Raw genomic sequence first — 24,234 nt, 5'->3', positions numbered from 1 at the left:
GTGAGGGTCGCCGCGTCCGCGGTGGGCACCTGGCGCGCATGCCAGCTAAGAAGAAGGGCAGCCAGCCGTGGCTGCATCAGCAGGGCCACGAGATCCAGCGGTTCGGGCAGATCAGGCAGTTCCCGGTCGCGCTCTCCTACGAGGCCCGCATGTACTCCTGCGAGCGGCTCAACCAGGTCCTCGCCGACACGCAGATCCTCTATGCGCTGTACAAGAAGCACCACTGGCTCATGCGCGGGCCGACCTTCTACCAGCTTCACCTGCTGCTGGACAAGCACGCCGGTGAGCAGATCGAGCTCGTCGACGCGCTGGCCGAGCGGGTGCAGACCCTCGGCGGCATCGCGGTCGGCGACCCGCGCCACGTCGCCGAGCTGACCCGGGTGCCTCGCCCGCCGGACGGGGCCGAGGAGGTACCGGCGATGCTTTCGCGCCTGCTGGAAGCGCACGAGATGATCCTGCAGGAGTGCCACGACGCCGCCGCCAAGGTCATGGAGCAGGGCGACGACGGCACCAACGACCTGCTCGTGTCGGAGGTCATCCGGACGGGGGAGCTCGAGGCGTGGTTCCTCGCCGAGCACCTCGTCGACACCCCGCTCGTGCGCACGGAGGAGGAGGCGCGGGCGGCCGCCAACGGCCGCCGTTGATGGGAGGCGCTACCGTGTCGGCGTGACGAGGCATATCGAGTCGCAGCTGGGCATCGACCTGGGCACCACGCACACGGTCGCTGCACTGACCGCCCCCGACGGTCGAAGCCAGCCGCTGCTGTTCGACGCCAGCTTCCTGCTGCCGTCGTCGGTCTACGCCGAGGTCGACGGGCACCTGCTCGTCGGCAGGGACGCCGAGCGCAGTGCGCGACTCGACCCATCCCGCTACGAGCCCAACCCGAAGCGCCGGGTCGACGACGGCACGGTGCTGCTGGGCCAGCGCGAGTACGCCGTGTCGGACCTGCTCGCCGCGCTGCTGCGGCGCACGGCCGACGAGGCGTCGCGGGTGCTGGGGATCATGCCGGTGCGCTCGGTGCTGACGTACCCGGCGAACTGGGCCACGCACCGCCGCTCGGTGCTCGCCGACGCGGCGGCCCGAGCCGGCATGCCGGCGCCGATCCTGGTGCCCGAGCCGATTGCGGCCGCCGCGTACTTCACCACCGTCCTCGGGCGCAACATCGTCCCCGGCGGCGTGCTCGTGGTGTACGACTTCGGCGGCGGCACGTTCGACACGACGGTGCTGCGCCGCCGGCCCGACCTCGGCTGGGACGTGCTGGCCAGCGACGGCCTGCCCGACGTCGGCGGCGTCGACCTCGACGCCGCGATCATCGCGCACATCGGGCAGTCGATGACGACCAGCGACCCGCAGCGCTGGCGGGACCTCGTCGAGCCCGGCGACGACGCCGCCCGGCGCCGCAACCACCTGCTGCGCGAGGACGTGCGTTCGGCGAAGGAGCAGCTCTCGCGCAGCTCCACCGCGAGCGTGCACCTGCCGTTGTTCGAGACCGACGTGCACGTCACCCGGCCGGAGTTCGAGCAGCTGTCCCGCTCCTACCTGGAGCGCACCGTCGACCTGACCGCCACCACGCTGCAGCGCGCCGGCGTGCGGGTGGACCAGATCGGCGGGTTGTTCCTGGTCGGCGGCTCGAGCCGGATCCCGCTGGTCAGCACGCTGCTGCACCAGCGCCTCGGCGTCGCGCCGACTCTGATCGAGCAGCCGGAGCTGGTGGTCGCGCTCGGCAGCGTGCTGGCCGCGATGCCGCCGCGCCCGGCGCCGTTCCCCGCGCCACCGCCGCCGGCCGGGCCGCGCCCGCCGATGATGATGGGGCCCACCGGCGCCCCGCCTGTCATGGGCGGCCCGCCGCCGAACGCGCCCGTCTCGGGGCCGAGCCCGGTGCCGGTCTCCGGCCTGCCGGTCTCCGGCCTGCCGGTCTCCGGCCTGCCGGTCTCAAGCCTGCCGGTCTCCGGCGGGCCGCGGCCGCCGGTCTCGGGCCCGGTCTCACCGGCCGCGTTCCAGTCCGCGGCGACGCCGCAGTCGCCGCCGGGCCAGCCCAACAGCACCGCCGTTTTCGGTGCTGCGCCGCCGGCACCATTGACCTCACAAGCCCCGCCGCCGCCCTACGGCCCGTCCGCCCCGCCGCCGCGCCCGGGCGGCTCCGGCGGCCGGCTCGGCCTGCTCGTCGGCATCGTCGCGGTGCTCGTGCTGCTGCTCGGCGTCGGCGGCGTCGCGGCGTGGCGGGCGGTCAGTAACGACAAGTCCAACGACAACGGCTCGGCCACCGGCGGTCGCGGCGGCGCCGGCAACAACGGCTCGGGCGCCGACGCCACGGACGACTCGGGCGGCCAGGCGGCGAGCACCAAGAACGCCCAGCCCGGCCCCGACCAGCAGACGGCGCAGGTGGGCAAGACGGTCTGGTACGCCCAGTTCAAGATCACCGTGAACAAGGTGACCTACAACGGCAAGGCCGAGCAGCACCCGCTCTCCGCCGAGGTCGTCATGGAGAACCTGGGCTCCGACAACGAGACGCCGTACCTGCCGATCGTGCTCTCCGTCGGCGGGCAGCAGTACACGGGCTCGTTCCGGGAGAACAGCACGGTCGCGGGCGGGCAGAAGAGCAACTACAACGTCGACTTCTCGATCTACGACCCGCTGAAGGGGAACCTCACCTCCGGCGAGATCATCATCGGCGACGCGGACCGCGAGCAGCCGAAGATCCCGCTCGGCGGTGGCGCGCCGGTGGCGTACGAACCGTTGAATCTGATCAAGAGCAAGAAGGTCACGGCGCACGACGTGACGGCCACGTACACCACGTGCGACCTGCGCGGCGGCTTCTTCGACTACAACGGCCAGGCGAAGAAGGGCTACCGCGTGGTCATGTGCAAGGTCGACATCCAGTACACGGGCAGCTCCAGCAAGTACGTCGGCCAGGAGCACTTCCGGCTCCTGCAGCCCGACGGCACCGAGATCGGGCCGCTCACGGCGCCGAACGAGGCGCTCTCGGGCAGCCAGGTCGCGGTGGGCACCGACCTCGCGTTCCAGGTGAAGATCGACGCGGCCGGGACCTACAAGCTGCGCCTGGTCGACCTCGGCGATCACAAGGACCGCCAGGCCGGCGATGTCGCCGAGGTCGACCTGGTCCTCAAGTAGGAGCGGACCTACCGGGCGCCGCCGTTGACGTAGAGGGTCTGGCCGGAGACGTAGGAGGCCTCGTCGCTGGCCAGGAACGCGATGACGGCGGCGACCTCCTCGGGCCGGCCGACCCGACGCAGCGGCGTGCGCTCGGCGGCCATGGCCTGGTGCTCCTCGGCGCTGCTGCCCACGCGCTCGGCCGTCGCCGCCGTCATGGGCGTCGCGATGTAGCCGGGCGCGACGGCGTTGACGGTGATGTCGTACGGCCCCAGCTCGATCGCCAGGGTCGCGGTGAGCCCCTGGACGCCCGCCTTCGCGGCGGCGTAGTTGACCTGCCCGCGGTTGCCGAGCGCGGAGCGGCTGCTGAGGTTGACGATGCGGCCGTACCGCGCCGGCACCATGACCTTCTGCGCGGCCTGGCAGCACAGGAACATGCTCGTCAGGTTGGTGTTCAGCACCGCCTGCCACTCGTCGTACGGCATCTTGAACAGCAGGTTGTCGCGCGTGATACCGGCGTTGTTGACGAGGATGTCGATCCGGCCGATGCCGGCGAAGACCTCGTCGACCTGCTCCTTGTCGGTCACGTCGCACTGCACGACGCCGTCGCCGGCCTGCCGGTCCAGCCGGACCACCTCGGCGCCCTGCTCCCGCAGCAGCGCCGCGGTCGCCGCGCCGATGCCCTGCGCCGCGCCCGTCACGACGGCCGTCCGGCCCTCAAACCGCATCATTCGTCACCTTTCCACCAGTACCGCAGAACCTTGACCGACCCCGACGCACATGGTCGCGAGGCCGCGCGTGTCCCCGGTCCGCTGCATGCGGTGCAGCAGCGTGGTGAGGATCCGCGCGCCCGAGCAGCCCAGCGGGTGCCCGATCGCGATCGCCCCGCCGTCCGGGTTGATCATCTCCGGGTCGAGCCCGAGCTGGTCGGCGCAGGCGAGGACCTGCGCGGCGAACGCCTCGTTGAGCTCGGCCTGCTGCACGTCGCCGACCTTCCACCCGGCCCGCTGCAGCGCCTTGCGGGTGGCCGGCACGGGCCCGACGCCCATCACGTCGGGGTGCACGCCCGCCGACGCGCCGGCGACGTACCGCCCGAGCGGCTCCAGCCCGAACTCCCGCAACGCGTCCTCGCTGACCAGCAGCAGCCCGGCGGCGCCGTCGTTGAGCGGCGAGGAGTTGCCCGCCGTCACCGTGCCGCCGTCGCGGAACACCGGCTTGAGCTTCGCGAGCTTCTCGAGGCTGGTGTCGGCCCGGATGCCCTCGTCGGCGCTCACCCCGTCGATCGGCAGCACCTCGGCGGCGAAGTGCCCGGCCTGCGTGGCGCGGTCGGCGTTGCGGTGGCTGCGCAGCGCGAACGCGTCCTGCCGCTCGCGGGACACGCCGTAGCGCGCGGCGACCTCCTCGGCCGTCTCACCCATGCTCAGCAGCCCGTGCAGCTCGCGCATCCGCGGGTTGACCAGCCGCCAGCCGAGGCGGGTGTCCGCGATCGACATCGCATTGGGCAGCGGGTCGTCGGGCCGGGGCAGCACGAACGGCGCCCGGCTCATCGACTCCGACCCGCCGGCGACCACGACGTCGGCCTCGCCCGCGGCGATGGTGCGCGCGGCGACGGTGACCGCCTCCATGCCCGATGCGCAGAGCCGGTTGACGGTCGCGCCCGGCACGCTGTCGGGCAGCCCGGCGAGCAGGACCGCCATCCGGGCCACGTTGCGGTTGTCCTCGCCGGCCTGGTTGGCCGCGCCCCAGTACACCTCGTCGACGCGCGCCGGGTCGATCCCGACCACCAGCTCCTTGACCACGGCCGCCGCGAGATCGTCGGGCCGCACGTGGGAGAGCGCGCCACGCAGCTTCCCGATCGGCGTGCGCCGCGCGGCGGCAAAGTACACGGTTCGCATGCCCCTAAAACTAACACTGTAAGTAGGCCGTGGAACCGTCCGATGCGCCACACCGTCGAAGGGCTCATGAAGCTCTCGCGCCTGATCCCAGCGGTCGCCCTGCTCGCGGCCGGCTGCGCGTCCCCGACGGTCGCCGGCAAGCCGCCCGCCGGCTATGCGCCGGCGGACCTCGTCCTGCGCGTGGACACCGCCGGCGGCATGCTGCCCGTGTCGGCCACCGTGACCAACCTGCCGGAGCTGAGCGTGTACGGCGACGGCCGGGTCGTCACCGTCGGCCCGATCCCGGAGATCTACCCCGGCCCCGCGCTGCCCAACGTCCAGGTCGTGCACATCGGCCGCGCGGACGTGTCGGCACTGGCCCGCCGTGCCCTGGAGGCCGGCGTCGGCAACGGCGAGGACACCGGCACGCCCAACGTCGCGGACGCCCCGTCGACCCACATCACCGTGCGCACCGAGTCCGGGCTGGTCGACACCACCGTCCTGGCGCTCGGCCTCGACGCGGGCGAGCTGAGCCATGAGCAGCGGGCCGCGCGGGAGCGGATGAAGGAGCTGGTGGACGCGCTGACGGACCTGCCGCGGACGCTCGGGAAGGGGGCGGTGAGCTCGCCCGCGGCGTACGAGCCTTCGCGCATCGCGGCCGTCGCGACCGAGTGGCGGCCCTCGGACACGCTGCCCTCCGACCCGCCGGCGGTGCGGTGGCCGGGCTCGGCGTCGCTGCCCGGGCCGGCGGTGCCGAACCGGCCGAGCGTGAACTGCGTGGACGTCGAGGCGGGGCCGGTGCTGGCGGCGGCGAAGGGCGCGAACGCGCGGACGCCTTGGGTTTCGGGCGACGCGCGCTGGTCGGTGCAGTTCCGCCCGTTGTTGCCGGACGAGTCCTCGTGCGCGGACCTGTCTTGACTTCTGTACGAGCCCGAAATGTCCGGCGCCTGGCGGCGCCGGACATTTCGCCAATTTCGTAGTCACGTGATTGATGTTACGAAATGTTGGATAAATCGGGTGCTGGGTGCCGGATTTATCCGGATCGAGACGGTTCTTGCGAGGCGCGCCACTCGGGCGTCGGTTCCGAGCCCTGGACCGCGCGCCAGAGCCAGGCGCCCGAGGAGCGGCGCGAGAGCAGTCCGGTGATGCGGTACGGGAACGGCTCGACCGTCCCGTCGGCCGCGTGCTCGGCTCCGTCGGCCTCGGCGATGAGGAACGCGGCGCCCGGCAGGCTGTGCACCGTCGCCGAGGTGGTCTGCCAGCCGTAGGCTTCGGGGCGGGCGAACAGGCCCGTCAGGAGCGCGCGCACCGCATCGCGGCCGGTCGCCGATTCGCCGGCCTCCGAGCCGACGTACGTGATGTCGTCATCGGGCACGAAGCAGGCGAGCGCGGCCTCCACGTCCCGGGTCAGAAACGCGTGGCCCAAGCGGTCGACCATCTCGACCACATCGCTCATGTCGTCACCACCAGCTGCTTCGGCGAGCGCACGCCCGGCAGATACAGGACCGCCGAGGACGCCCGCGCCGACGAGCGTGTCCTGCGCGCCTGCCTGAGGCGCCCGCGAGCGTGCCCCAGAGCCACACGTTGCCCCGGCCGTGGTTGATGCCCTCCTTGAACTTGGCCCAAACCGACGTCTCGGAACTGTCGGAACCGGTCCCCCCGCGGCCCAGGCGGCCGGGCGCGGACTCGAGCAATGCGGACAAATCGCAACTACAGCGCGTCGCGTGGCCTCAAGCGCTTCGCTCCGCGGGTGCGCCGCGCGGTTGACGCAAAAGCACCAAACAACGATAAGTCGGGCACTTCGTGCCGCGACTTATCGGACTTATCTCCTGTCAGGGTATAAAGCCGATAAGTCGTGGCACGAAGTGCCCGACTTATCGCAAAAAAGCGGGAAATCAGCGGCTCGCGCGACGGGCCGCGGCGCTGTGGGAGCCGCTGAAGGCCAGGCCGTGCGGTATGCACTCGGCCTCGGGGGCGATCTTGTGGTGGTGCTGCGGCTCGGCGTAGAAGCTCAGCCCGATCACGCCCGCCAGCGTGACCACGAAGCCGATCGCGACCAGCCACTCGCGGTGCGGCCACACGCCGTCGCCCAGGAACAGCAGGCCGACCAGCGCCGCCGGTACCGCGCCCGCCGCGTCCATGGCGGCCACGGCGGCCGTGGTCGAGCCGCGCTGCATCGCCAGGCCCAGCAGCAGCTGGCCGACGAGCGAGTGTGCGATGAGGAGGTACGACAGCGGGTCCGTCACGCACTGGGAGATCGAGTCCGCCGACGCCAGCGGGCGCGACGCCACCGCCGCCGCGCCGAAGGCCACGCCCGACAGGGAGCCCAGGACGACCGAGCCGGGCGCGCCGTGCAGGCGGCCGGCGAAGAAGCCCAGCACCGCCAGCACCGCGAGCACGGCGATCAGCCCGATCACGCCGCCGGTGCCGAGCTGGCGCGACGGTGCCGGCTTGGCGGCGAGCACGAGCGCCGCAATGCCCACGATCAAGGCGAGCAGCAGCGCGATCTCGGTGCGCGGCAGCTTCCACTTCAGGATCAGCACGCCCAGGATCGTGGTCACGCCCAGGCCGGCGGCCATGGCGGACTGCACCAGGAAGAGCGGCAGGTCGCGGCGGGCGAAGAAGGCGAGCGCGAAGCCGGCGCACTGGCAGGCGACGCCGACGAGGTACGACTTGTGGCGGCCCAGGCGCAGCAGCAGCATCGGCTGGAAGCCGTGGTGCAGGTCGGTGCGCGCGGCGGCCATGGATTGCAGCAGGTTGGCGACGCCATAGGCGGCGATCATCGCGCCGAGGAACAGCCAACTCCAAGATGCCACCCGGGCAGGATAGACCCCGCGGGTGACCCCGGCATACGGACCTTTCGGTTCAGCCAGACAATCCGGACAGTCGGGTATTGCCCAAACGGGTGAGCACGTCCTCGTGGAGATGGCCGTTCGTGGCCACCGCGCTGCCGCCGCCCGGGCCGGGCTGGCCCTGCAGGTCGGTGAAGGTGCCGCCGGCCTCGGTCACGATCGGCACGAGCGCGGCCAGGTCCCACAGCGACAGCTCGGGCTCCACCATGATGTCCACGGCGCCCTCGGCCAGCAGCATGTACCCGTAGAAGTCGCCGTACGCCCGCTGCCGCCACGTCCGGCGGCTGATGTCCAGGATGGCGCCCAGCCGTCCGGCCTCCTCCCAGCCGCCGAGCGACGAGTAGCAGAACGACGCGTCGGCGAGCCGGTTGACACCCGACACGCGGATGGGTGTCGCGGCTGCGGTGTGGCGCCCGGCGTACGCCCCGTGGCCGATCGCGCCCCACCACCGCCGCCCGAGCGCGGGCGCGGAGACGAGGCCGACGACCGGCTGGTTGCCCTCCATGAGTGCGATGAGCGTGGCCCAGATCGGCACGCCGCGCACGAAGTTCTTGGTGCCGTCGATCGGGTCGATGACCCACTGCCGGCTGCCGGGCCCGGCGGCGGCCTCGGTCGCGCCGAACTCCTCGCCGAGCACGCCGTCGCGCGGGCGCGCCCGGCCGAGCGTCGCCCGCAGCGCCCGCTCGACCGCTGTGTCGGCGTCGGTGACGGGCGTCAGGTCGGGCTTCTCGGTGACGTGCAGGTCCTGTGCGCGGAAGCGCGGCACGGCGATCGCGTCCGCGGTGTCGGCGAGAAGATGAGCAAGGGCCAGATCGTCCGCGTAGCGCGCCATGCGCGGAAACTTAGCCGACGATCGCCACCTTCTGGCAGTACTGTCGCCGTTTGTGACTCCCACAGCCCTGTGTGGCCTGCTCGCCGAGTCCGATCGCCTGCAGGTCTTCGCCGCCGTCGTGCTCGGTGCCCGCACCCCGAGCGAGGTCGAGTCCACGACCGGCCTGTCCGCCCGGCTCGTCGAGCCGGCCATCCGCCGCCTCCAGCAGGGCGGGCTGCTGCGCATATCCGACGGCGAGCTGGCGGCGGCCGACGAGGCATTCAAGGATGCGGTACGCCAGAACGCCGCCCCGGCGGCACCGCAACCCACGCTGGACCCCGACCGTCAGCGGGACCTGATCCTGCGCACCTTCATCAGCGACGGACGGCTGACCCAGATTCCGGTCGCCCAGGCCAAGCGCACGGTGGTCCTGGAGCACGTCGTCTCTTCCTTCGAGCCCGGGATTCGGTACCCCGAACGCGAGGTCAACGCGATCCTGCGCGCCTGGCACGACGACCACGCGGCCCTTCGCCGGTACCTCGTCGACGCCGGGCTGCTGTCGCGGGACAACAACGTGTACTGGCGCTCAGGCGGCCCCGTCGTCCTCTGAGATGCCCTCCTTGGAGGCGAGCAGCCGGCGGAACGACTCGAGCCGGCGCTGGTCGGCGCCGCCCTCGGCGATGAGCTTGTCGAGGCCGCAGTCGCCGCCCGCGCCGGTGTGGTCGCAGTTGGGTGGGCAGCGCGTGGAGGCCTCGACGAGGTCGGGGAAGCCGTGCAGCACGCTGTCGGCGGAGACGTGCGCCAGCCCGAACGAGCGGATCCCGGGCGTGTCGATGATCCAGCCGGCGTCGTCGGGCAGCTGCAGCGCGACCGCGCTCGTCGAGGTGTGCCGGCCCTTGCCGACCGCGCTGACCCGCCCGACGGCCCGGTCGGTGCCCGGCACCAGCCGGTTCACGAGCGTGGACTTGCCGACGCCGGAGTGCCCGATGAGCACCGAGACCCGGCCGCGCAGCTCGGCGACGAGGGCGTCCAGCGGCTCGTCCGGGCGGCACAGCACGTACGGCAGGTCGAGCTCGGCGTAGTAGTCCAGCACCGCCTCGGGGCCGGCGAGGTCGCCCTTGGTCAGGCACAGCAGCGGGTCGATCTCGGCGTCGTAGGCCGCGACGAGGCACCGGTCGATGAACCCGGTCCGCGGCGGCGGGTCCTGCAGCGAGTTGACGATCACCAGTTGCTCGGCGTTGGCGACGACGACGCGCTCGAAGCGCCCCTCGGTGCCGCCCTCCTCGTCGTCGGCGGTGCGCATCAGGACCGACTGGCGCTCGTCGATGCGCACGATGCGGGCGAGGGTGTCCGGCCGGCCGCTCACGTCGCCGACGATCTGGACGTGGTCGCCGACCACGACGCCGTGCCGGCCCAGCTCCCGCGCCCGCATGGCCGTCACGGTGACACCGGCGCCGGCGATGTGGCAGGTGTACCGGCCGCGGTCGACGGCGACGATGAAGCCCTCGACGGCGTCGCTGTGCTTGGGGCGCTGGCGCGTGCGCGGTCGCGAGGACCGGCCGGGGCGCACCCGCACGTCATCCTCGTCGTACTCGCGCTTCCGCGTCAGTCGACCCTCCCTCGTATCCGAGCACCATGGTCGACCATAGCCGGGGGAACTCCGGCAGCGTCTTCGCGGTACACGCCACGTCATCCAGGTTGACCCCCGCGACGGCGAGGCCGAGCACGGCGCCGGCGTAGGCGAGGTGCCGGTCGCCGTGCGTGCGCAGCGTGCCGCCCCGCAGCGGCCGCGGCCGGATGCGCAGCCCGTCCGGCTCGGGTACGACGTCGGCGCCCAGTGCGCTCAGCGCCGCGGCGAGCCGGCCGAGCCCGTCGGCGCTCTCGTCCCGCCGCAGGTGGCCGAGGCCGAACAGGTGCGACGGCCCGTCGGCGACGGTGGCCAGCGCCGCCACGACGGGCGCGAGCTCGGAGATGGCGCCGAGGTCGGCGCTGAGCCCGTGTACCGCGCCGGTGCCGCGCATCACGAGTCCGCGCGGGGTCAGGGCCGGCTCGCCGCCCATCCGGCGCAGCAGGTCCAGCAGCCGCCGTGCGGGCTGGGTGCTGGCCGGCGGCCAGCCCTGCACGGTCACCGTCCCGCCGGTGACCAGCGCCGCGGCCAGGAACGGCGCGGCGCTCTCGATGTCCGGCTCGATCTCCCACGCGCGGCCGTTGAGCCGCCCGGGCTCGACCGACCACACGTCGGGCCGCGTGTCGTCGATGCCCGCGCCGGCGGAGCGCAGCATGTGCACGGTGAGGTCGAGGTGGGGCTTGGGCATGGGGGTGCCCACGTGGCGTACCACGGCGCCCCGGTCGAAGCCGGGCGCCGACAGCAGCAGCCCGGAGACCAGCTGGCTGGACGCGGAGGCGTCGATGTTCACCGGCCCGCCCGCCATCCGCCCGACGCCGTGCACCGTGAACGGCAGGCCGTCGTGCGTGTCGGTGCGGGTGTCGATCCGGGCGCCGAGCGAGCGCAGCGCGCCGATCAGCGGCGCCATCGGACGGCGCCGGGCGCGCGGGTGGCCGTCGAAGGCGACGGCGCCGTCGGCCAGCCCGGCGACCGGGGGCAGGAAGCGCATGACCGTGCCGGCGAGCCCGACGTCGACGCGGGCCGGCCCGGCAAGGGGCCGGGGCCGCAGCAGCCACAGGTTGTCGTCCACGGTCGACACGTGGCAGCCCATGGCGCGCAGCCCGGCCGCCATCAGCTCGGTGTCACGCGTGCGCAGCGGCGTGTGCAGGGTGCTCGACCCGAGGGAGTTGGCGCCGAGCACGAGCGCCCGCGCCGTCATGGACTTCGATCCGGGCAGCCGCAGCGATGCGTCGAGGGGGCCGGGCGCGGTCGGGGCGGGCCACGATAAGGGGGTCTCCACGCGCTCAGTGTGCGGTCAGTTTCGATATGTAGCGACCGGCAGGTTTTGTCGTACCCCGTCGCTAGGGTGGCGGCATGTGTGGCAGGTATGCGACCTCGCGCAGCAACGCCGACCTCAGTGCGCTGTTCGAGGCCACTGACGACAGCGACGGGCTCGAGCCCGACTACAACGTGGCCCCGACCGACCCGGTGCCGATCGTGCGCGTGTCGCAGTCGGCGGGCGCCCGGGTGCTCAACACCGCCCGCTGGGGCCTGGTCCCGGCCTGGGCGAAGGACCCGAAGGTGGGCGCTCGGATGATCAACGCGAGGGTGGAGACCGTCGCCACCTCCAATGCGTTCGCGCAGTCCTTCGCCCGGCGCCGCTGCCTCGTCCCGGCCGACGGCTGGTACGAGTGGGTTCGCACCGGCGACAACAAACAGCCCTACTTCATGACGCTCGGTGAAGACGAGCCCTGCGTTTTCGCCGGGCTGTGGACCGTGTGGGGTAAAGACGAGGGTCGGCTGCTCACGTGCAGCATCATCACCACGCCCGCCGTCGATGACCTGGCGCTCATCCACGACCGCATGCCGTTACTGTTGCCCCGCGACCGATGGGACGCCTGGCTGACGGCCGACCCCGATCCCGGCCTGCTGGCCCCGACCCCGTCGTCGCACGTCGCACGCCTGGAACTACGCCCGGTAGGCTCCCGCGTCGGTGACGTACGCAACGACGGTCCTGACTTGGTGGCGAAAGTTCCGGCCCCACCACTGCGATCGAGCGATGTCGAGCCGATCGATCTGACCCTTTTTTAGGCTGTAAGTCCAGATAAATGTCCGACCGTTTTTGCAAACCGGCTTGAAAACTCTTGTATTTGCTGTCGTTTGTGCGATACAACACAGCGCCGGTGGGTCTATGTCGGATGGGGGCATCCCGACATTTACTCACCCTGCGTTCGTTTGACCCACGGGGGAGGTGGGTGTAATGACCCGGGCGAGGATGCCACGCCCTCATGAAGTTGCAGCCGCGCGGCGAGATCCGCGATTGCTGCGGGCAGTCAAGGAGCAGCAAGGCGACGGCGCCTGGCGCATACGAGGCGCATGCCAGGCAGTGGACCCCGAAACGTTCTTCCCGGCTCCGACGGAGCCGGCCGACGCCGCCGTGGCGCTGTGCCGCACGTGCGACGTGCAGGGCGCCTGCCTGGCGTGGGCGCTGGACGTCGGGGACTGCCATGGCGTGTGGGGAGCCACCACACCACGCGAGCGCCGTGCAATGCTCGTGGCATGGCGCAACGAGGTGCCGGGCCAGGTGATGCCCACCGCGGCCGGCGCGACCGACCCGAGGCTGGGCGCGGTGGCGTGCCTGCCGATCATGCCGATCCAGCGGGCCCCGCGCTCGCACGAAACCCCGGACCCGGTGGGCGCCGCGGCGCAGTAGCGACGACCACTCGGCCCGACGGCCCTCAGCCGGCCGGCTCGCGCGACCGCAACGACGCGGCAGCGCATCGGCCACATCACCCACAACCGGCACAATCTTCACGGAAGCCACCCGCGGCGGCCTCGTCCGCCGCGGGTGCCTCCGCCACACCGTCCGAGGACCGCCAGACGGCGAAGAAGACTGCCGCGAAGGCGTCTCCGGCGGCCAAGGCAGCTGCGGCGCCGAAGAAGGCCGCCCCGGCGAAGAAGACCGCGGCGCCGAAGAAGACTCCGGTTGCGAAGGTTGCGAAGGTGGCCGGGCTCGCCCCGGCGGCCAAGGCGGCCGGGCTCGCGCCGGCGGCGAAGAAGGCCGCGCCGGCGAAGAAGGCTGCCGCTCAGGCGTCTCCAGCGGCCAAGGCCGCTGCGGCGCCGAGGAAGGCCGCGCCGGCGAACAAGGCCGCGCCGGCGAACAAGGCCGCGGCGGCGAAGAAGACTTCGGCTGCGAAGCTGGCTGGGCTCGCGCCGGCGGCCAAGGCGGCGGGGCAGACCGCGGCGGCGAAGAAGGCTCCGGCGGCCGCGAAGAAGACACCAGCGGCGAAGGCGGCCAAGACCGCCAAGCCGGCTGCGGGTGCTCGATCCCGTGCCGGAGGGCCGGTGCGGGAGGTGGAGACGCGGGTCGGGGTCGCGCGGTACCGGCTCGACGTGCCCGACCCGCACGGCGGCGTCCTGCTCGTCCTCGGGCACGGCGCCGGCGGTGACGTCGACGCGTCCGACCTCGTCGCCGTGCACGATGCGGCGCTGGCCCGCGGGGTGGCCGTGGCGCTCGTGACCCAGCCGTACCGGGTGGCCGGCCGCCGAGCCCCCGCTCCCGCCGGGCAGCTCGATGAAGCCTGGCTCGCCGTGATCGAGCACCTACGTGCCAGCCTGGCGTTCAGCTGGCTCGTGGTCGGCGGGCGGTCGAGCGGCGCGCGGGTTGCGTGCCGTACGGCGCAAGAGGCCGGTGCGGACCGCATCCTGGCGCTCGCGTTCCCGCTGCACCCGCCAGGCAAGCCGGAGAAGTCGCGCGCCGAGGAGCTCGACTCCGGGGTGCCGACCCTGGTGCTCAACGGCGACCGCGACACGTTCGGCGTGCCGCAGCCTCGGCCCGGCGTGACCGTGCGCGTGCTGCCGGGGGAGACCCACGGCCTCTCCAAGAACCCCGCGGCGGTCGCGGCGGCGGCGATCGACTTCGTGGCGGGCGAGTAACACCCCGCCCGCGAGCGTTGGTGCAGGGCGCGGGCTGAGGCGGGGCGACGGGCGTCACCTCGGTGGCTGGTGGGTCGTGGGATGCGGTGTGATCGGCACAAATCGGACACGCTCCACAGCCTCCCGGGCCCTTCCGTCCTGTTCCGGTGGTCGGCCCGGTCTAAGAGTCGCCGGGGGTAGGCCGGAGAGTCGCCCGGGGGCAGGTCGGGTGGTTTCGGGGGTGAGCGGCGGCGACGTTACGTCGGTCACGCGGAATGGGGACGCACGCCTCGTTGTTACACGCATCGTGCGGCGCTGCCGACGGCGCCGCCAGCGGAGGGAAACCAAGCGTGGCAACACTTGAGCGTGACGATCTGCGGTTGCGGGAGCTGCTGTTCAGTCCCGCATGGCCGGCGTCGACCGATGCGGAGCCCGATCCGTCGTGGCAGCCGATTGCCCGGGAACGCTTGACGGGCGCCACAAACTCAGATCTCGCACAGCAACTCGGCGTATCCTCGGCGGGACGGTCGAGGGTGGGGGTCGCACGAGTGGTCAGCAGCGAGAGCGCGGAACAGCAGCGTGTCCGGTTCGAGCATGACGCGCTGCCCTTCATCGATCAGCTGTATGCGGCCGCCCTGCGCATGACGCGCAACCCGTCGGACGCCGAGGACCTGGTGCAGGAGACGTTCCTGAAGGCGTTCGCCGCCTTCCACCAGTTCGAGACCGGCACCAACCTGAAGGCCTGGCTGTACAGGATCCTCACCAACACCTACATCAACTCCTACCGGCGCCGGCAGCGTCAGCCCGTCCAGGCGCCCACGGAGGAGATCACCGACTGGCAGCTCGCCGAGGCGGAGTCGCACACCTCCAGCGGTCTGCGCTCGGCCGAGACCGAGGCCCTGGACCGCCTGCCGGACTCCGACGTCAAGGAGGCGCTGCAGTCGCTTCCCGAGGAGTTCCGCCTGGCCGTCTACCTGGCCGATGTCGAGGGATTCTCCTACAAGGAGATCGCCGACATCATGAACACGCCGATCGGCACCGTCATGTCCCGCCTGCACCGCGGACGGCGCAACCTGCGCCGGCAGCTCGAGACTTATGCTGCCGACCGAGGGTTCACCCGCAACCCGTCCGCTGAGCCGAGCGAGGTCTGAAATCCGATGAGCTGTGGAGACCCGCACGAAACCGACTGCAGTGACGTCCTCGCCGAGGTCTACCTCTACCTCGACCTGGAGTGCGCCGACGACCGGCGCGCGCTGATCCGCGAGCACCTCGACGAGTGCTCGCCGTGCCTGCGGGAGTTCGGCATCGAGCAGGAGGTGAAGGCCCTCGTGGCGCGCTGCTGCGGCTCGGAGCTCGCCCCGGCCGACCTCAAGGCCCGCCTGCGTTCGAAGCTCTCCGAGCTGGTCCTCAACGCCGACTCCCGCGAGCTGCGCCCGGACTAGAGCGGCGCGGCGCACCCGAGCGGATGACGGCCCGGACAACCCCAACCGAAGATAGGGGTGTCCGGGCCTTCGTGTGTGCGGGCCGCAGGAGTTGTGCACCGATATGCTTCGAGCGCACGCAGAGCCGCGAAGGAGACCGGGATGTCCGACGAGATCCGCGCCGAGATGGTGGCGAACGTCTGGAAGATCACCACCGAGGTCGGTGCCGACGTCAATGAGGGCGACACGCTGGTGATCCTCGAGTCCATGAAGATGGAGATCCCGGTCGTGGCCGAGTCCGACGGCACCGTCAGCCAGATCGCCGTCCACGAGGGCGACGTGGTGCAGGAGGGCGACCTCATCGCCGTAATCGGGTGAGCGCACCCGGCATCGTCGTCCGCCTCGTCGAGCCCCGCGACCATCCCGAGGTCGAGCGGGTCACCGTCGCCGCATACCGCGAGGACGGCCAGCTCGAGGCCGCACCCGAATACGCCAAGGTCCTGGCCGACGTCGCCGCCCGGGCCGCGGCCTCGGACGTGCTGGTGGCAACCGCCGAGGGCAAGGTGCTCGGCGCGGTTGCGTTCACGCTGGCCGGCGGGGCGTACGCAGAGGTCTCCAAGCCCGGCGAGGCCGAGTTCCGCACGCTCGCCGTGGACCCCGCCGCACAGCGTCGCGGCGTGGCCCGGGCGCTCGTGCAGGCGTGCATCGACCGCGCCGCCCAACTCGGCTGCAACGCGCTGGTCATCTGCGTGCGCGACGACAACAACGGTGCCCACGCGCTCTACGAGCGATTCGGCTTCGAGCGCGACCCGAGCCTCGACTGGTCACCGGTGCCGAGCGTCAAGCTCCTCGGCCTGCGCCTGGCTCTGCCCGTCCTCGCCAAGTAGCGGCTCGGCCGGCTCGCCGGCGACGGGAGCGGTGGCCTCCGCGACCGCGCCCTCGGCGGAGCCAGCGGCCGAAGCTGGGGCGGCGGCCGAAGCTGGGGCAGCGGCCGAGGCGGGGGCAGCGGCCGAGGCGGGGGCAGCGGCCGAAGCGGAGGCATTCACCCGGTCTGCGGACGACATCAGCTCCGCCGCCACCTCCAGGGCCGCCGCGCGGCGCTCCTCCTGCGTGCCGGGGCGCTCGCGCAGCAGGAACCAGCTGGCGTGGATCGAGAAGAGCGCCATGGCCCGCCGCAGCTGCTGCGCCAGGGACTCCGCCGGGTCGGTGAGCAGGTCGAAGACCCGCATCATCTGCTCGCGCAGGCGCTTGCCGGCCGGCAGGGTGTTGACCACCGTCTGGTTGCGCTCGAAGAACCGGATGACGTTCTCGTGCGCGAACTGGTCGTGCAGGCCCGAGTAGCGCCGGATGAACTCCAGCCGCGTCGCCGAGTCGCGCGGCTGCGCGGCCGCCCAGTCCAGCAGCGCGTCGACGGCGGCGATGCGGTCCTCGATCAGGCTGGCGACGATGTCGTCCTTGGTGGGGAAGTGGTAATACAGCGCCGCCTTGGTCACGCCCAGCTTCTCGGCGATCTCGCGCAGCGACGTCTTGTCGTACCCCTCCTCGATGAACAGGTCGAGCGCCACCCGCTGGATGTGCGCCCGCACATCCGCGCCCTCGGCATCGCCGGTGCGGATCCGGTTGCGCCCCCGCACGACCCGGGCCCCGCTGTGCTCCGTCTGCTCCATCGCCCCACATCCTACTTGACGCCCGGCTAGTAACAAGCTTACCGTGCGGCTAGTAAGTTCACTAGCCGGTCGACAGGTAAGTTCGGGGGCAAGGGGCAATGTCCGAAGTATCCGAAACAGCCGAAACTGCGGCGCAGCGCACGGTCAAGGCGGTCCTGCCGGGGCTGCTCATGGCGATGCTGCTGGCCATGCTCGACAACGTCATCGTCGGCACCGCGATGCCGCGCATCGTCGGCGACCTGGGCGGCGTCGACCACCTGTCCTGGGTGGTCACCGCCTACGTGCTCGGCACGACCGTCTCCACCCCGCTGTGGGGCAAGCTCGGCGACCTCTACGGCCGCAAGACGGTCTTCATGACCTCGATCGTGCTGTTCCTGATCGGCTCGATGCTGTGCGGCATCGCGCAGAGCATGCCCGAGCTCATCGGCTTTCGCGCCTTCCAGGGCCTCGGCGCCGGCGGGCTCATGGTCGGCGCGATGTCGGTCATCGGCGACCTGGTGCCGCCGCGGGAGCGCGGGAAGTACCAGGGCCAGTTCGCCGCCGTCATGGCGATCGCGATGGTCGGCGGCCCGCTCGTCGGCGGCTTCATCACCGACCACGCGAACTGGCGCTGGGCGTTCTTCGTCAACCTGCCGCTGGGCGGCGCGGCGCTGCTGCTGCTCGCGCTGCGGCTGCGCCTGCCGAAGCGGCGCACCGAGCACCGCATCGACTGGCTCGGCGCGTTGCTGCTGTCCGTCGGCGTGACGGCGCTGGTGCTGATCACGACCTGGGGCGGCAACCAGTACGCCTGGGGCTCCGCCGAGATCCGCGGCCTGGGCGTGATCGCGGTCGTGGCGCTCGCCTTCTTCGTGCTGGTGGAGCGCCGCCACCCGGAGCCGATCGTGCCGCTGGCGGTCTTCGCCAACCGCAACTTCACGCTGGTGGCGCTCGTCGGCTTCCTGGTCGGCTTCGCGATGTTCGGCGCGGTGACGTTCCTGCCGCTGTACCAGCAGATCGTCCAGGGCGCCTCGGCGACCAACTCAGGGCTGCTCCTGCTGCCGATGATGGGCGGCCTGCTCGTGACGTCGCTGGCGGTCGGGCGGATCATCACCAAGACCGGGCGGTACCGCGTGTTCCCGATCGCCGGCGGGGTAGTGCTCGTCGGTGCGATGCTCCTGCTGTCCCAGCTCGACGCGCACACCTCCAAGCTCGAGTCCGGCGCGTACATGGCCGTGCTGGGCCTCGGCCTGGGGTTCCTGATGCAGACGACGATGCTGATCGCCCAGAACAGCGTCGAGCTCAAGGACATCGGCGTGGCCAGCAGCACGGCGACGTTCTCCCGCTCGATCGGCGGCGCGTTCGGCGTGTCGGCGTTCGGCGCGATCTTCAACCACAGGCTGCACGCGCTGCTCGGCGAGCGGCTCGGCACCGCGGCCGCGGACAAGATGGCGGCCGGCGGCGGGGGAGCGCGGATCGACCCGGCCACCCTGGCCCAGCTGCCCGCCCCGGTGCGCACCGCGGTCGTGGACGCGATCGCCGGCGCGACGTCGAGCGTGTTCCTGTGGTCGATCGCGGGCGCGGTGCTCATCCCGGTGTTCGCGTTCTTCATCCGCGAGGTCGCGCTGCGCGGCGGGCCCTCCGAACAGCCCGAGCGCACGCTGATTGCGCAGGAGGGCTAGTTTCGCGCACGCTATGCGCGAATTTGCCCCTCGAACTAGCGATCGGTGCGCGAAACTGCCAGACTATGAGCAGGATCGCGCACCGATCGCGCGTTTGACGACTTGAGGGGAAGACCGTGACCGAGCAGCCCGGCGCCGGGATGAAGGCTGACATCGCCGAACAGCCGGAGGTGTTCGCCCGCCTGCTCGATCAGCAGGCCGGCGCCATCGGCGACGTCGCCGCGAAAATCGCGCAGTGGCGGCCGCGCAGCGTCGTTTTCACGGCCCGCGGCACCTCCGACCACGCGGCCCTCTACGCCGCGTACCTCACCGAGATCCGCCTCGGCATCCCGGCCGGGCTCGCCAGCCCGTCCGCGATGACGGTGTACGGCGCCCGCCCCGACCTGCGCGACACGCTCGTCGTCGGGGTCAGCCAGAGCGGCGGCTCGCCCGACCTGCACGAGGTCCTGCGGGTCGCGCGCGAGCAGGGCGCGCACACCCTCGCCGTGACCAACAACGCCGAGTCGCCGCTGGCGCAGGTCGCCGAGCTGCACATCGACGTCGTCGCCGGTCACGAGGTCGCGGTCGCCGCCACCAAGACCTACACCGCCGAGCTGCTCGCCCTGCTCATGCTCGTGGAGAGCGTGCGCGGCGAGGGCCGCCTGCCCGACGACGAGCTCGCGGCGCTGCGCTCCCTGCCCGGGCACGCCGAGGCGCTGCTGGCCGACGACTCGGCGGTCGACCTCGCCGCGCGGTACCGCTTCGCCGCCCGCCTGGTCACCACCGGCCGCGGCTACGCCTACCCGACCGCGCGCGAGACCGCCCTCAAGCTCATGGAGACGTGCTACCTGGCCGGGCTCGCCTTCTCCGGCGCCGACCTGCTGCACGGCCCGCTGGCGATGACCGATCCCGATGTACCGGTGCTCGCCGTCGTCGGCAACGGCCCGGCCGGCGCGTCGATGCGCGACGTGGTGACCCGGCTGGGGGAGCGGCGCGCCGACACGGTGGTGTTCGGCCCGAACGCCGTCGAGGGCGCCAAGGGCTGGGTGCGCACGCCGGACGTGGACGAGCGCTACGCCCCGCTGCTGGACATCCTGCCGCTGCAGCGCCTCGCGCTCTCGCTGGCGCTGCTGCGCGGCGAGAACCCGGACGCGCCGCGCGGGCTCAAGAAGGTGACGACGACGCTGTAGCCGGCGAGACGGGGATCACGGCAGGCTTGCCCTCCCGCAGCTCCTTCGTCTGGAACGTGGTGGCCGGGCGGTCGCCGACCATGATCGTGTACGTCGCCCGGCCGCCCGACAGGTTGCGCAGCTCAAAGGCGAAGTTGCAGGTGTACCCGCCGTCGGCCTGCGCAAGGACCCCGTTACCCAGCGTCGTCACGGCGATGACGTGCCCGGCCTCGTCGCCGACGCGGACCGTCCCGCCCTGCGCGATGTCGCTCACCCCGGCCGGGGCCAGGCACGGCGTGCCGGGCACTCCGGCGGCGGCGCCGGTCACGCTGACGTACCCGTGCAGCAGGATCCCGTCCGGCTTGGACTGCTCGTCGTGACGTCCCACCCACCCGCAACCGCCGAGGGAGAGCACCAACACAAGGGGAAGGACCAATCGCCGCACGCGGCAACCTTAGTCTTGTCAACGTGTCGACCCTGCGTGACCTCGTCGAGGAACACACGAGCCTCGAAACCGACGACATCGAGCACCTGCACCGCCTCGCCGGCGACTGGCAGATCGTGTCGGACCTGAGCTTCGCCGACCTGCTGATGTGGGTGCCCATCGAGGCGCGCGGCGAGTACCTCTGCGTCGCCCAGGTGCGCCCGACCACGGCCCCTACGGCATACCAGGACGACCAGGTCGGGCGGATCGCCGGCGGCCCCGAGGTCGCGCACCTGCAGATCGTGCGCCAGCAGGGGCGCATCTGGCGGGAGGGGGATCCGGTCTGGTACGGCGACATGCCCGCCCGCCACGAGGCGATCCCGGTGCGCCGTCGCGGGCAGGCCCGGGTCATCGCCGTGCTCGGGCGCGACACCAACCTCAGCACCGCGCGCACCCCGGCCCAGCTGGAGCTCAACTACCTCACGACCGCCGACGACCTGGCGCAGATGATCGCCGACGGCAGCTGGCCGCCGCCGCGGCACCCCGGCGAGACCACGAGCGCGCCGCGCATCGGCGACGGGCTGGTGCGCCTGGACGCCACGGGCAAGGTCACCTACGCCAGCCCGAACGCGCAGTCGGCGTACCGGCGGCTGGGTCTGGCGGCTCACCTCGTGGGCGAGAGCCTCGCCGCGATCACCGGCCGGCTCGTCGACGACCCGCTCGAGGGCGCCGACGCGACCGAGCGCATCAACTCCGCCCTGCACGGCGAGGCGCCGGCCCGCAAGGAGCTCGAGGCCCGCGGCGCGACGGTGCTCATGCGCGCGCTCCCGCTCATGCCGGCCGGCGTGCCGATCGGCGCCCTGGTCCTGGTGCGCGACATCACCGAGGTCCGCCGGCGGGACCGGCAGCTGATGACCAAGGACGCGACGATCCGCGAGATCCACCACCGGGTCAAGAACAACCTGCAGACCGTCGCCGCGCTGCTGCGCCTGCAGGCCCGGCGCGTCGGCGTCCCGGCCGCCCGGCATGCGTTGGAGGAGTCGGTACGCCGGGTCGCCTCCATCGCGCTGGTCCACGAGACGCTGTCGATGTCGCCCGAGTCCTCCGACGAGGCCGTGGAGTTCGACGGCATCGTCGACCGGGTCGCGGCGGCCGCCGTCGAGGTCGGCGCGACCGGCTTCCCCGTCTCGGTGCGCCGGCAGGGCGACTTCGGCGTGCTGCCGGCCGAGATCGCCACCCCGCTGGTCATGGTCCTCAACGAGCTGTTGCAGAACGCCGTCGAGCACGCCTTCGAGCCCAAGGCCCCGGAGGCGCCGGAGGTCGTCGTCTCCGTGCACCGGTTCCGCAAGCAGCTGCACGTGACCGTCGCCGACAACGGCCGCGGCCTGCCCGAGGGCTTCGACCTGGACGCGAGCGAGCGGCTAGGCCTGCAGATCGTGCGGACCCTGGCCACCGGCGAGCTGCGCGGCACGATCGAGCTCCGTGCACGTGCAGAGGGCGGCACCGAGGCTGTCATGGTGGTACCGCTGGCAAAACGGTAATCCGACCGCAGTGTGGGACGGGGGCGTGAAGGCCTCCGCCACCTGCGCCAAGGGTGCCTTCCTTTCCTATCGTCTGAGTGTTATTTCCGTTACCGGCCTGTCAAATCGCGTTGAGACAACCCTCACGCGGGCGTGGCGTAAGGACCGGTCACATGGAAGACTGCACAACATGCACGCTGCTTCTCTGCGGCTCGTCAGCCGCCGACACGTCGACTACGGTCGCGTGCGCAGCGCCATCTGTCCGGCTTGCTGAAACGCCGCCCGCCGAACTTTTTCCCGGGTGCGCGACTTCGCGCCGGATTTTTTTATGACATCGACGTCATCCGATCTCTGATCATGCGGGGTCGGCCGGCGCTGGGTCGCGTGCTCTCAACCTTGAGAGGACGCCGACATGTCGGTGAACACGGTCCGCGGACGTGGTGCGGCCGGTGGGCGCCCTCGTGGTGAAGGCCAGTGGGCCCTCGGCCACCGAGAGCCGCTCAACCCGAACGAGCGCAGCAAGAAGGACGACAACCCGCTGAACGTGCGGGCCCGCATCGAGAACATCTACGCGCACCGGGGCTTCGACTCGATCGACCCCGCCGACCTGCGCGGGCGTTTCCGGTGGTTCGGGCTGTACACCCAGCGCCGCCCCGGCATCGACGGCGGTCGCACCGCCGTGCTGGAGCCCGAGGAGCTCGACGACCGCTACTTCATGCTGCGCATCCGCAGCGACGGCGGGCAGCTCTCGCTGGCGCAGCTGCGCGCGATCGCCTCGATCGCGCAGCGCTTCGCCCGCGACACCGCCGACGTCACCGACCGGCAGAACATCCAGCTGCACTGGATCGAGATCGAGAACGTGCCGACCATCTGGCGCGAGCTCGAGGAGGTCGGCCTGACCACCACCGAGGCCTGCGGCGACACGCCGCGTGTCATCCTCGGCAGCCCGATCGCCGGCGTCGCCGAGACCGAGATGCTCGACCCGACCGAGGCGATCACCGAGATCAACCAGCGCTTCATCGGCGACCCGGAGCTGTCGAACCTGCCGCGCAAGTTCAAGTCGTCGATCTCCTGGCTGCCCGACACCCCGTACGAGGCCAACGACATCTCGTTCGTCGGTGTCATCCACCCCGACCACGGCCCCGGCTTCGACCTGTGGGTCGGCGGCGGCCTGTCCACCAACCCGATGCTCGCCCAGCGGCTCGGGGCGTGGGTGCCGCTGCACGAGGTGGCCGACGTCTGGCACGGCGTGATCAAGGTCTTCCGCGACTACGGCTACCGCCGGCTGCGCAGCCGCGCCCGGCTGAAGTTCCTGGTCGCCGACTGGGGCGTGGACCAGTTCCGGCAGATCCTCGAGAACGAGTACCTCGGCCGCCGCCTCATCGACGGCCCGGCGCCGGACCTGCCGGAGAAGCCGATCGACCACGTCGGCGTCCACAAGCAGTGGGACGGCAAGTACTACGTCGGCGCCGCCCCGATCGCCGGGCGCAGCTCCGGCAGCCAGCTCGCCGCCGTCGCGGACCTGGCCGAGCGCTTCGGCTCCGACCGGGTGCGGCTCACGCCGTACCAGAAAATCCTTGTCCTCGACATCGCGGAGTCCGACACCGAGCCGCTCGTGCGCGGGCTCGCCGGCATCGGCCTCGAGGCGCGCCCGTCGAACTGGCGGCGCAGCACGATGGCCTGCACCGGCATCGAGTTCTGCAAGCTCGCGATCGTGGAGACCAAGGCGCGCGCCGCGGAGCTCATCGCGCACCTCGAGAAGCGCGTCGCCGAGCTCGACGCCGACATCTCGATCCACCTCAACGGCTGCCCGAACGCCTGCGCCCGCACGCAGGTCGCCGACATCGGCCTCAAGGGCATGCTGGTGCGCGACGAGGCCGGCGACATGGTCGAGGGCTTCCAGATCCACCTCGGCGGCGGCCTGGGCATGGCCGAGGGGCAGACCGCCGGCTTCGGCCGGAAGCTGCGCGGCCTCAAGACCACCGCGACCGACCTGCCCGACTACGTGGAGCGGGTCGCCAACCACTACCTGGCCGGGCGGGCGCCCGGCGAGTCCTTCGCCCGCTGGGTCATGCGCGCTCCGGAAGAGGAGCTGCGATGAGCGAGCGGATGGCGCCGCTGTACTGCCCGTACTGCGGCGATGAGGACCTCCGGCCACACGAGGACTCGCACGGCGCATGGGAGTGCCGCAGCTGCGCGCGGGTCTTCTCACTGAAGTTCCTGGGAC

At 71.9% G+C, this 24,234-nt stretch carries 24 protein-coding genes; 15 read left to right on the top strand and 9 right to left on the bottom strand.

Translation table 11 applies throughout. The features are described 5' to 3' along the window. Positions 1-38 precede the first annotated feature (38 nt). A complete protein-coding gene (locus ABD901_RS31725; RefSeq protein WP_345132248.1) occupies positions 39-644 on the top strand; it encodes a Dps family protein in 606 nt (201 codons plus the stop codon). Between the two features lie 22 nt (positions 645-666). Then, positions 667-3,132, top strand: coding sequence for an Hsp70 family protein (locus tag ABD901_RS31720; protein ID WP_345132246.1), 2,466 nt, complete (start codon positions 667-669; stop codon positions 3,130-3,132). An 8-nt stretch (positions 3,133-3,140) separates the two neighbouring features. Here ABD901_RS31720 and ABD901_RS31715 read toward each other — a convergent pair whose 3' ends face one another. Both ABD901_RS31715 and ABD901_RS31710 read right to left on the bottom strand, forming a co-directional pair. Then, positions 3,141-3,839 (bottom strand): SDR family oxidoreductase, encoded by a 699-nt coding sequence (locus ABD901_RS31715; RefSeq protein WP_345132368.1) that lies wholly within the window; start codon positions 3,837-3,839, stop codon positions 3,141-3,143. A 6-nt stretch (positions 3,840-3,845) separates the two neighbouring features. Continuing rightward, complete coding sequence (locus tag ABD901_RS31710) at positions 3,846-5,006, bottom strand: thiolase family protein (protein ID WP_345132244.1); 1,161 nt, start codon at positions 5,004-5,006, stop codon at positions 3,846-3,848. A gap of 66 nt (positions 5,007-5,072) precedes the next feature. On the opposite strand from ABD901_RS31710, the gene ABD901_RS31705 reads away from it, so the two are divergent. Then, the gene (locus ABD901_RS31705; protein ID WP_345132241.1) at positions 5,073-5,903 is read left to right on the top strand and encodes a hypothetical protein; all 831 of its coding nucleotides are present in this window, start codon (positions 5,073-5,075) and stop codon (positions 5,901-5,903) included. Between the two features lie 115 nt (positions 5,904-6,018). Here ABD901_RS31705 and ABD901_RS31700 read toward each other — a convergent pair whose 3' ends face one another. The 3 genes from ABD901_RS31700 to hisN all read right to left on the bottom strand — a co-directional run bounded on the left by ABD901_RS31700 (position 6,019) and on the right by hisN (position 8,669). Then, positions 6,019-6,441 carry a YybH family protein gene (locus ABD901_RS31700; RefSeq protein WP_345132239.1) on the bottom strand — a complete coding sequence of 141 codons (423 nt, stop codon included), beginning with the start codon at positions 6,439-6,441 and terminating at the stop codon, positions 6,019-6,021. Between the two features lie 439 nt (positions 6,442-6,880). After that, positions 6,881-7,768, bottom strand: a complete 888-nt coding sequence (locus ABD901_RS31695; RefSeq protein WP_345132366.1) for a hypothetical protein — start codon at positions 7,766-7,768, stop codon at positions 6,881-6,883. An 82-nt stretch (positions 7,769-7,850) separates the two neighbouring features. Beyond that, complete coding sequence (hisN, locus tag ABD901_RS31690; protein WP_345132237.1) at positions 7,851-8,669, bottom strand: histidinol-phosphatase; 819 nt, start codon at positions 8,667-8,669, stop codon at positions 7,851-7,853. A gap of 52 nt (positions 8,670-8,721) precedes the next feature. Here hisN and ABD901_RS31685 point away from each other — a divergent pair, with 52 nt between their 5' ends. Beyond that, a complete protein-coding gene (locus tag ABD901_RS31685) occupies positions 8,722-9,258 on the top strand; it encodes a DUF2087 domain-containing protein (RefSeq protein WP_345132235.1) in 537 nt (178 codons plus the stop codon). Here the strand turns inward: ABD901_RS31685 and rsgA are convergent. Both rsgA and aroA read right to left on the bottom strand, forming a co-directional pair. Beyond that, positions 9,235-10,218 carry a ribosome small subunit-dependent GTPase A gene (rsgA, locus tag ABD901_RS31680; RefSeq protein WP_345132363.1) on the bottom strand — a complete coding sequence of 328 codons (984 nt, stop codon included), beginning with the start codon at positions 10,216-10,218 and terminating at the stop codon, positions 9,235-9,237. The genes ABD901_RS31685 and rsgA overlap by 24 nt on opposite strands. 7 nt (positions 10,219-10,225) lie before the next feature. Further along, positions 10,226-11,554, bottom strand: coding sequence for a 3-phosphoshikimate 1-carboxyvinyltransferase (gene aroA, locus ABD901_RS31675; RefSeq protein ID WP_345132233.1), 1,329 nt, complete (start codon positions 11,552-11,554; stop codon positions 10,226-10,228). Between the two features lie 74 nt (positions 11,555-11,628). On the opposite strand from aroA, the gene ABD901_RS31670 reads away from it, so the two are divergent. The 7 genes from ABD901_RS31670 to ABD901_RS31640 all read left to right on the top strand — a co-directional run bounded on the left by ABD901_RS31670 (position 11,629) and on the right by ABD901_RS31640 (position 16,477). Next, entirely contained in the window at positions 11,629-12,345 is a 717-nt protein-coding gene (locus tag ABD901_RS31670) for an SOS response-associated peptidase (protein ID WP_345132231.1), read from the top strand. 169 nt (positions 12,346-12,514) lie between these two features. Next, positions 12,515-12,967 carry a WhiB family transcriptional regulator gene (locus ABD901_RS31665; protein ID WP_380136877.1) on the top strand — a complete coding sequence of 151 codons (453 nt, stop codon included), beginning with the start codon at positions 12,515-12,517 and terminating at the stop codon, positions 12,965-12,967. 632 nt (positions 12,968-13,599) lie between these two features. Then, complete coding sequence (locus ABD901_RS31660) at positions 13,600-14,190, top strand: alpha/beta hydrolase family protein (protein WP_425556735.1); 591 nt, start codon at positions 13,600-13,602, stop codon at positions 14,188-14,190. A gap of 329 nt (positions 14,191-14,519) precedes the next feature. Next, positions 14,520-15,320, top strand: a complete 801-nt coding sequence (locus ABD901_RS31655) for a sigma-70 family RNA polymerase sigma factor (RefSeq protein ID WP_345132359.1) — start codon at positions 14,520-14,522, stop codon at positions 15,318-15,320. 6 nt (positions 15,321-15,326) lie between these two features. Further along, complete coding sequence (gene rsrA, locus ABD901_RS31650; protein WP_345132229.1) at positions 15,327-15,611, top strand: mycothiol system anti-sigma-R factor; 285 nt, start codon at positions 15,327-15,329, stop codon at positions 15,609-15,611. 141 nt (positions 15,612-15,752) lie between these two features. Next, a complete protein-coding gene (locus tag ABD901_RS31645) occupies positions 15,753-15,968 on the top strand; it encodes a biotin/lipoyl-binding carrier protein (protein ID WP_345132228.1) in 216 nt (71 codons plus the stop codon). Next, positions 15,965-16,477, top strand: a complete 513-nt coding sequence (locus ABD901_RS31640; RefSeq protein WP_345132225.1) for a GNAT family N-acetyltransferase — start codon at positions 15,965-15,967, stop codon at positions 16,475-16,477. The genes ABD901_RS31645 and ABD901_RS31640 overlap by 4 nt, the downstream gene beginning before the upstream one ends. Here ABD901_RS31640 and ABD901_RS31635 read toward each other — a convergent pair. Continuing rightward, positions 16,415-17,257 (bottom strand): TetR/AcrR family transcriptional regulator, encoded by an 843-nt coding sequence (locus ABD901_RS31635; protein WP_345132224.1) that lies wholly within the window; start codon positions 17,255-17,257, stop codon positions 16,415-16,417. The genes ABD901_RS31640 and ABD901_RS31635 overlap by 63 nt on opposite strands. A 98-nt stretch (positions 17,258-17,355) precedes the next feature. Between ABD901_RS31635 and ABD901_RS31630 the strand changes: the two genes are divergently transcribed. Both ABD901_RS31630 and ABD901_RS31625 read left to right on the top strand, forming a co-directional pair. Beyond that, the gene (locus ABD901_RS31630) at positions 17,356-18,915 is read left to right on the top strand and encodes an MDR family MFS transporter (protein ID WP_345132222.1); all 1,560 of its coding nucleotides are present in this window, start codon (positions 17,356-17,358) and stop codon (positions 18,913-18,915) included. A gap of 140 nt (positions 18,916-19,055) precedes the next feature. Beyond that, positions 19,056-20,084, top strand: a complete 1,029-nt coding sequence (locus tag ABD901_RS31625; RefSeq protein WP_345132357.1) for an SIS domain-containing protein — start codon at positions 19,056-19,058, stop codon at positions 20,082-20,084. Here the strand turns inward: ABD901_RS31625 and ABD901_RS31620 are convergent. Further along, positions 20,059-20,451 (bottom strand): hypothetical protein, encoded by a 393-nt coding sequence (locus ABD901_RS31620; RefSeq protein WP_345132221.1) that lies wholly within the window; start codon positions 20,449-20,451, stop codon positions 20,059-20,061. The genes ABD901_RS31625 and ABD901_RS31620 overlap by 26 nt on opposite strands. Positions 20,452-20,531: 80 nt before the next feature. On the opposite strand from ABD901_RS31620, the gene ABD901_RS31615 reads away from it, so the two are divergent. Then, positions 20,532-22,028 (top strand): sensor histidine kinase, encoded by a 1,497-nt coding sequence (locus tag ABD901_RS31615; protein WP_345132220.1) that lies wholly within the window; start codon positions 20,532-20,534, stop codon positions 22,026-22,028. A 391-nt stretch (positions 22,029-22,419) separates the two neighbouring features. After that, complete coding sequence (locus ABD901_RS31610; RefSeq protein ID WP_345132218.1) at positions 22,420-24,108, top strand: nitrite/sulfite reductase; 1,689 nt, start codon at positions 22,420-22,422, stop codon at positions 24,106-24,108. The last annotated feature ends 126 nt before the right edge of the window (positions 24,109-24,234 follow it).

The organism is Dactylosporangium darangshiense, assembly GCF_039537565.1.
GTDB classification, from domain to species: Bacteria; Actinomycetota; Actinomycetes; order Mycobacteriales; family Micromonosporaceae; genus Dactylosporangium; species Dactylosporangium darangshiense.
This window is presented reverse-complemented; position numbering and strand designations above follow the sequence as displayed.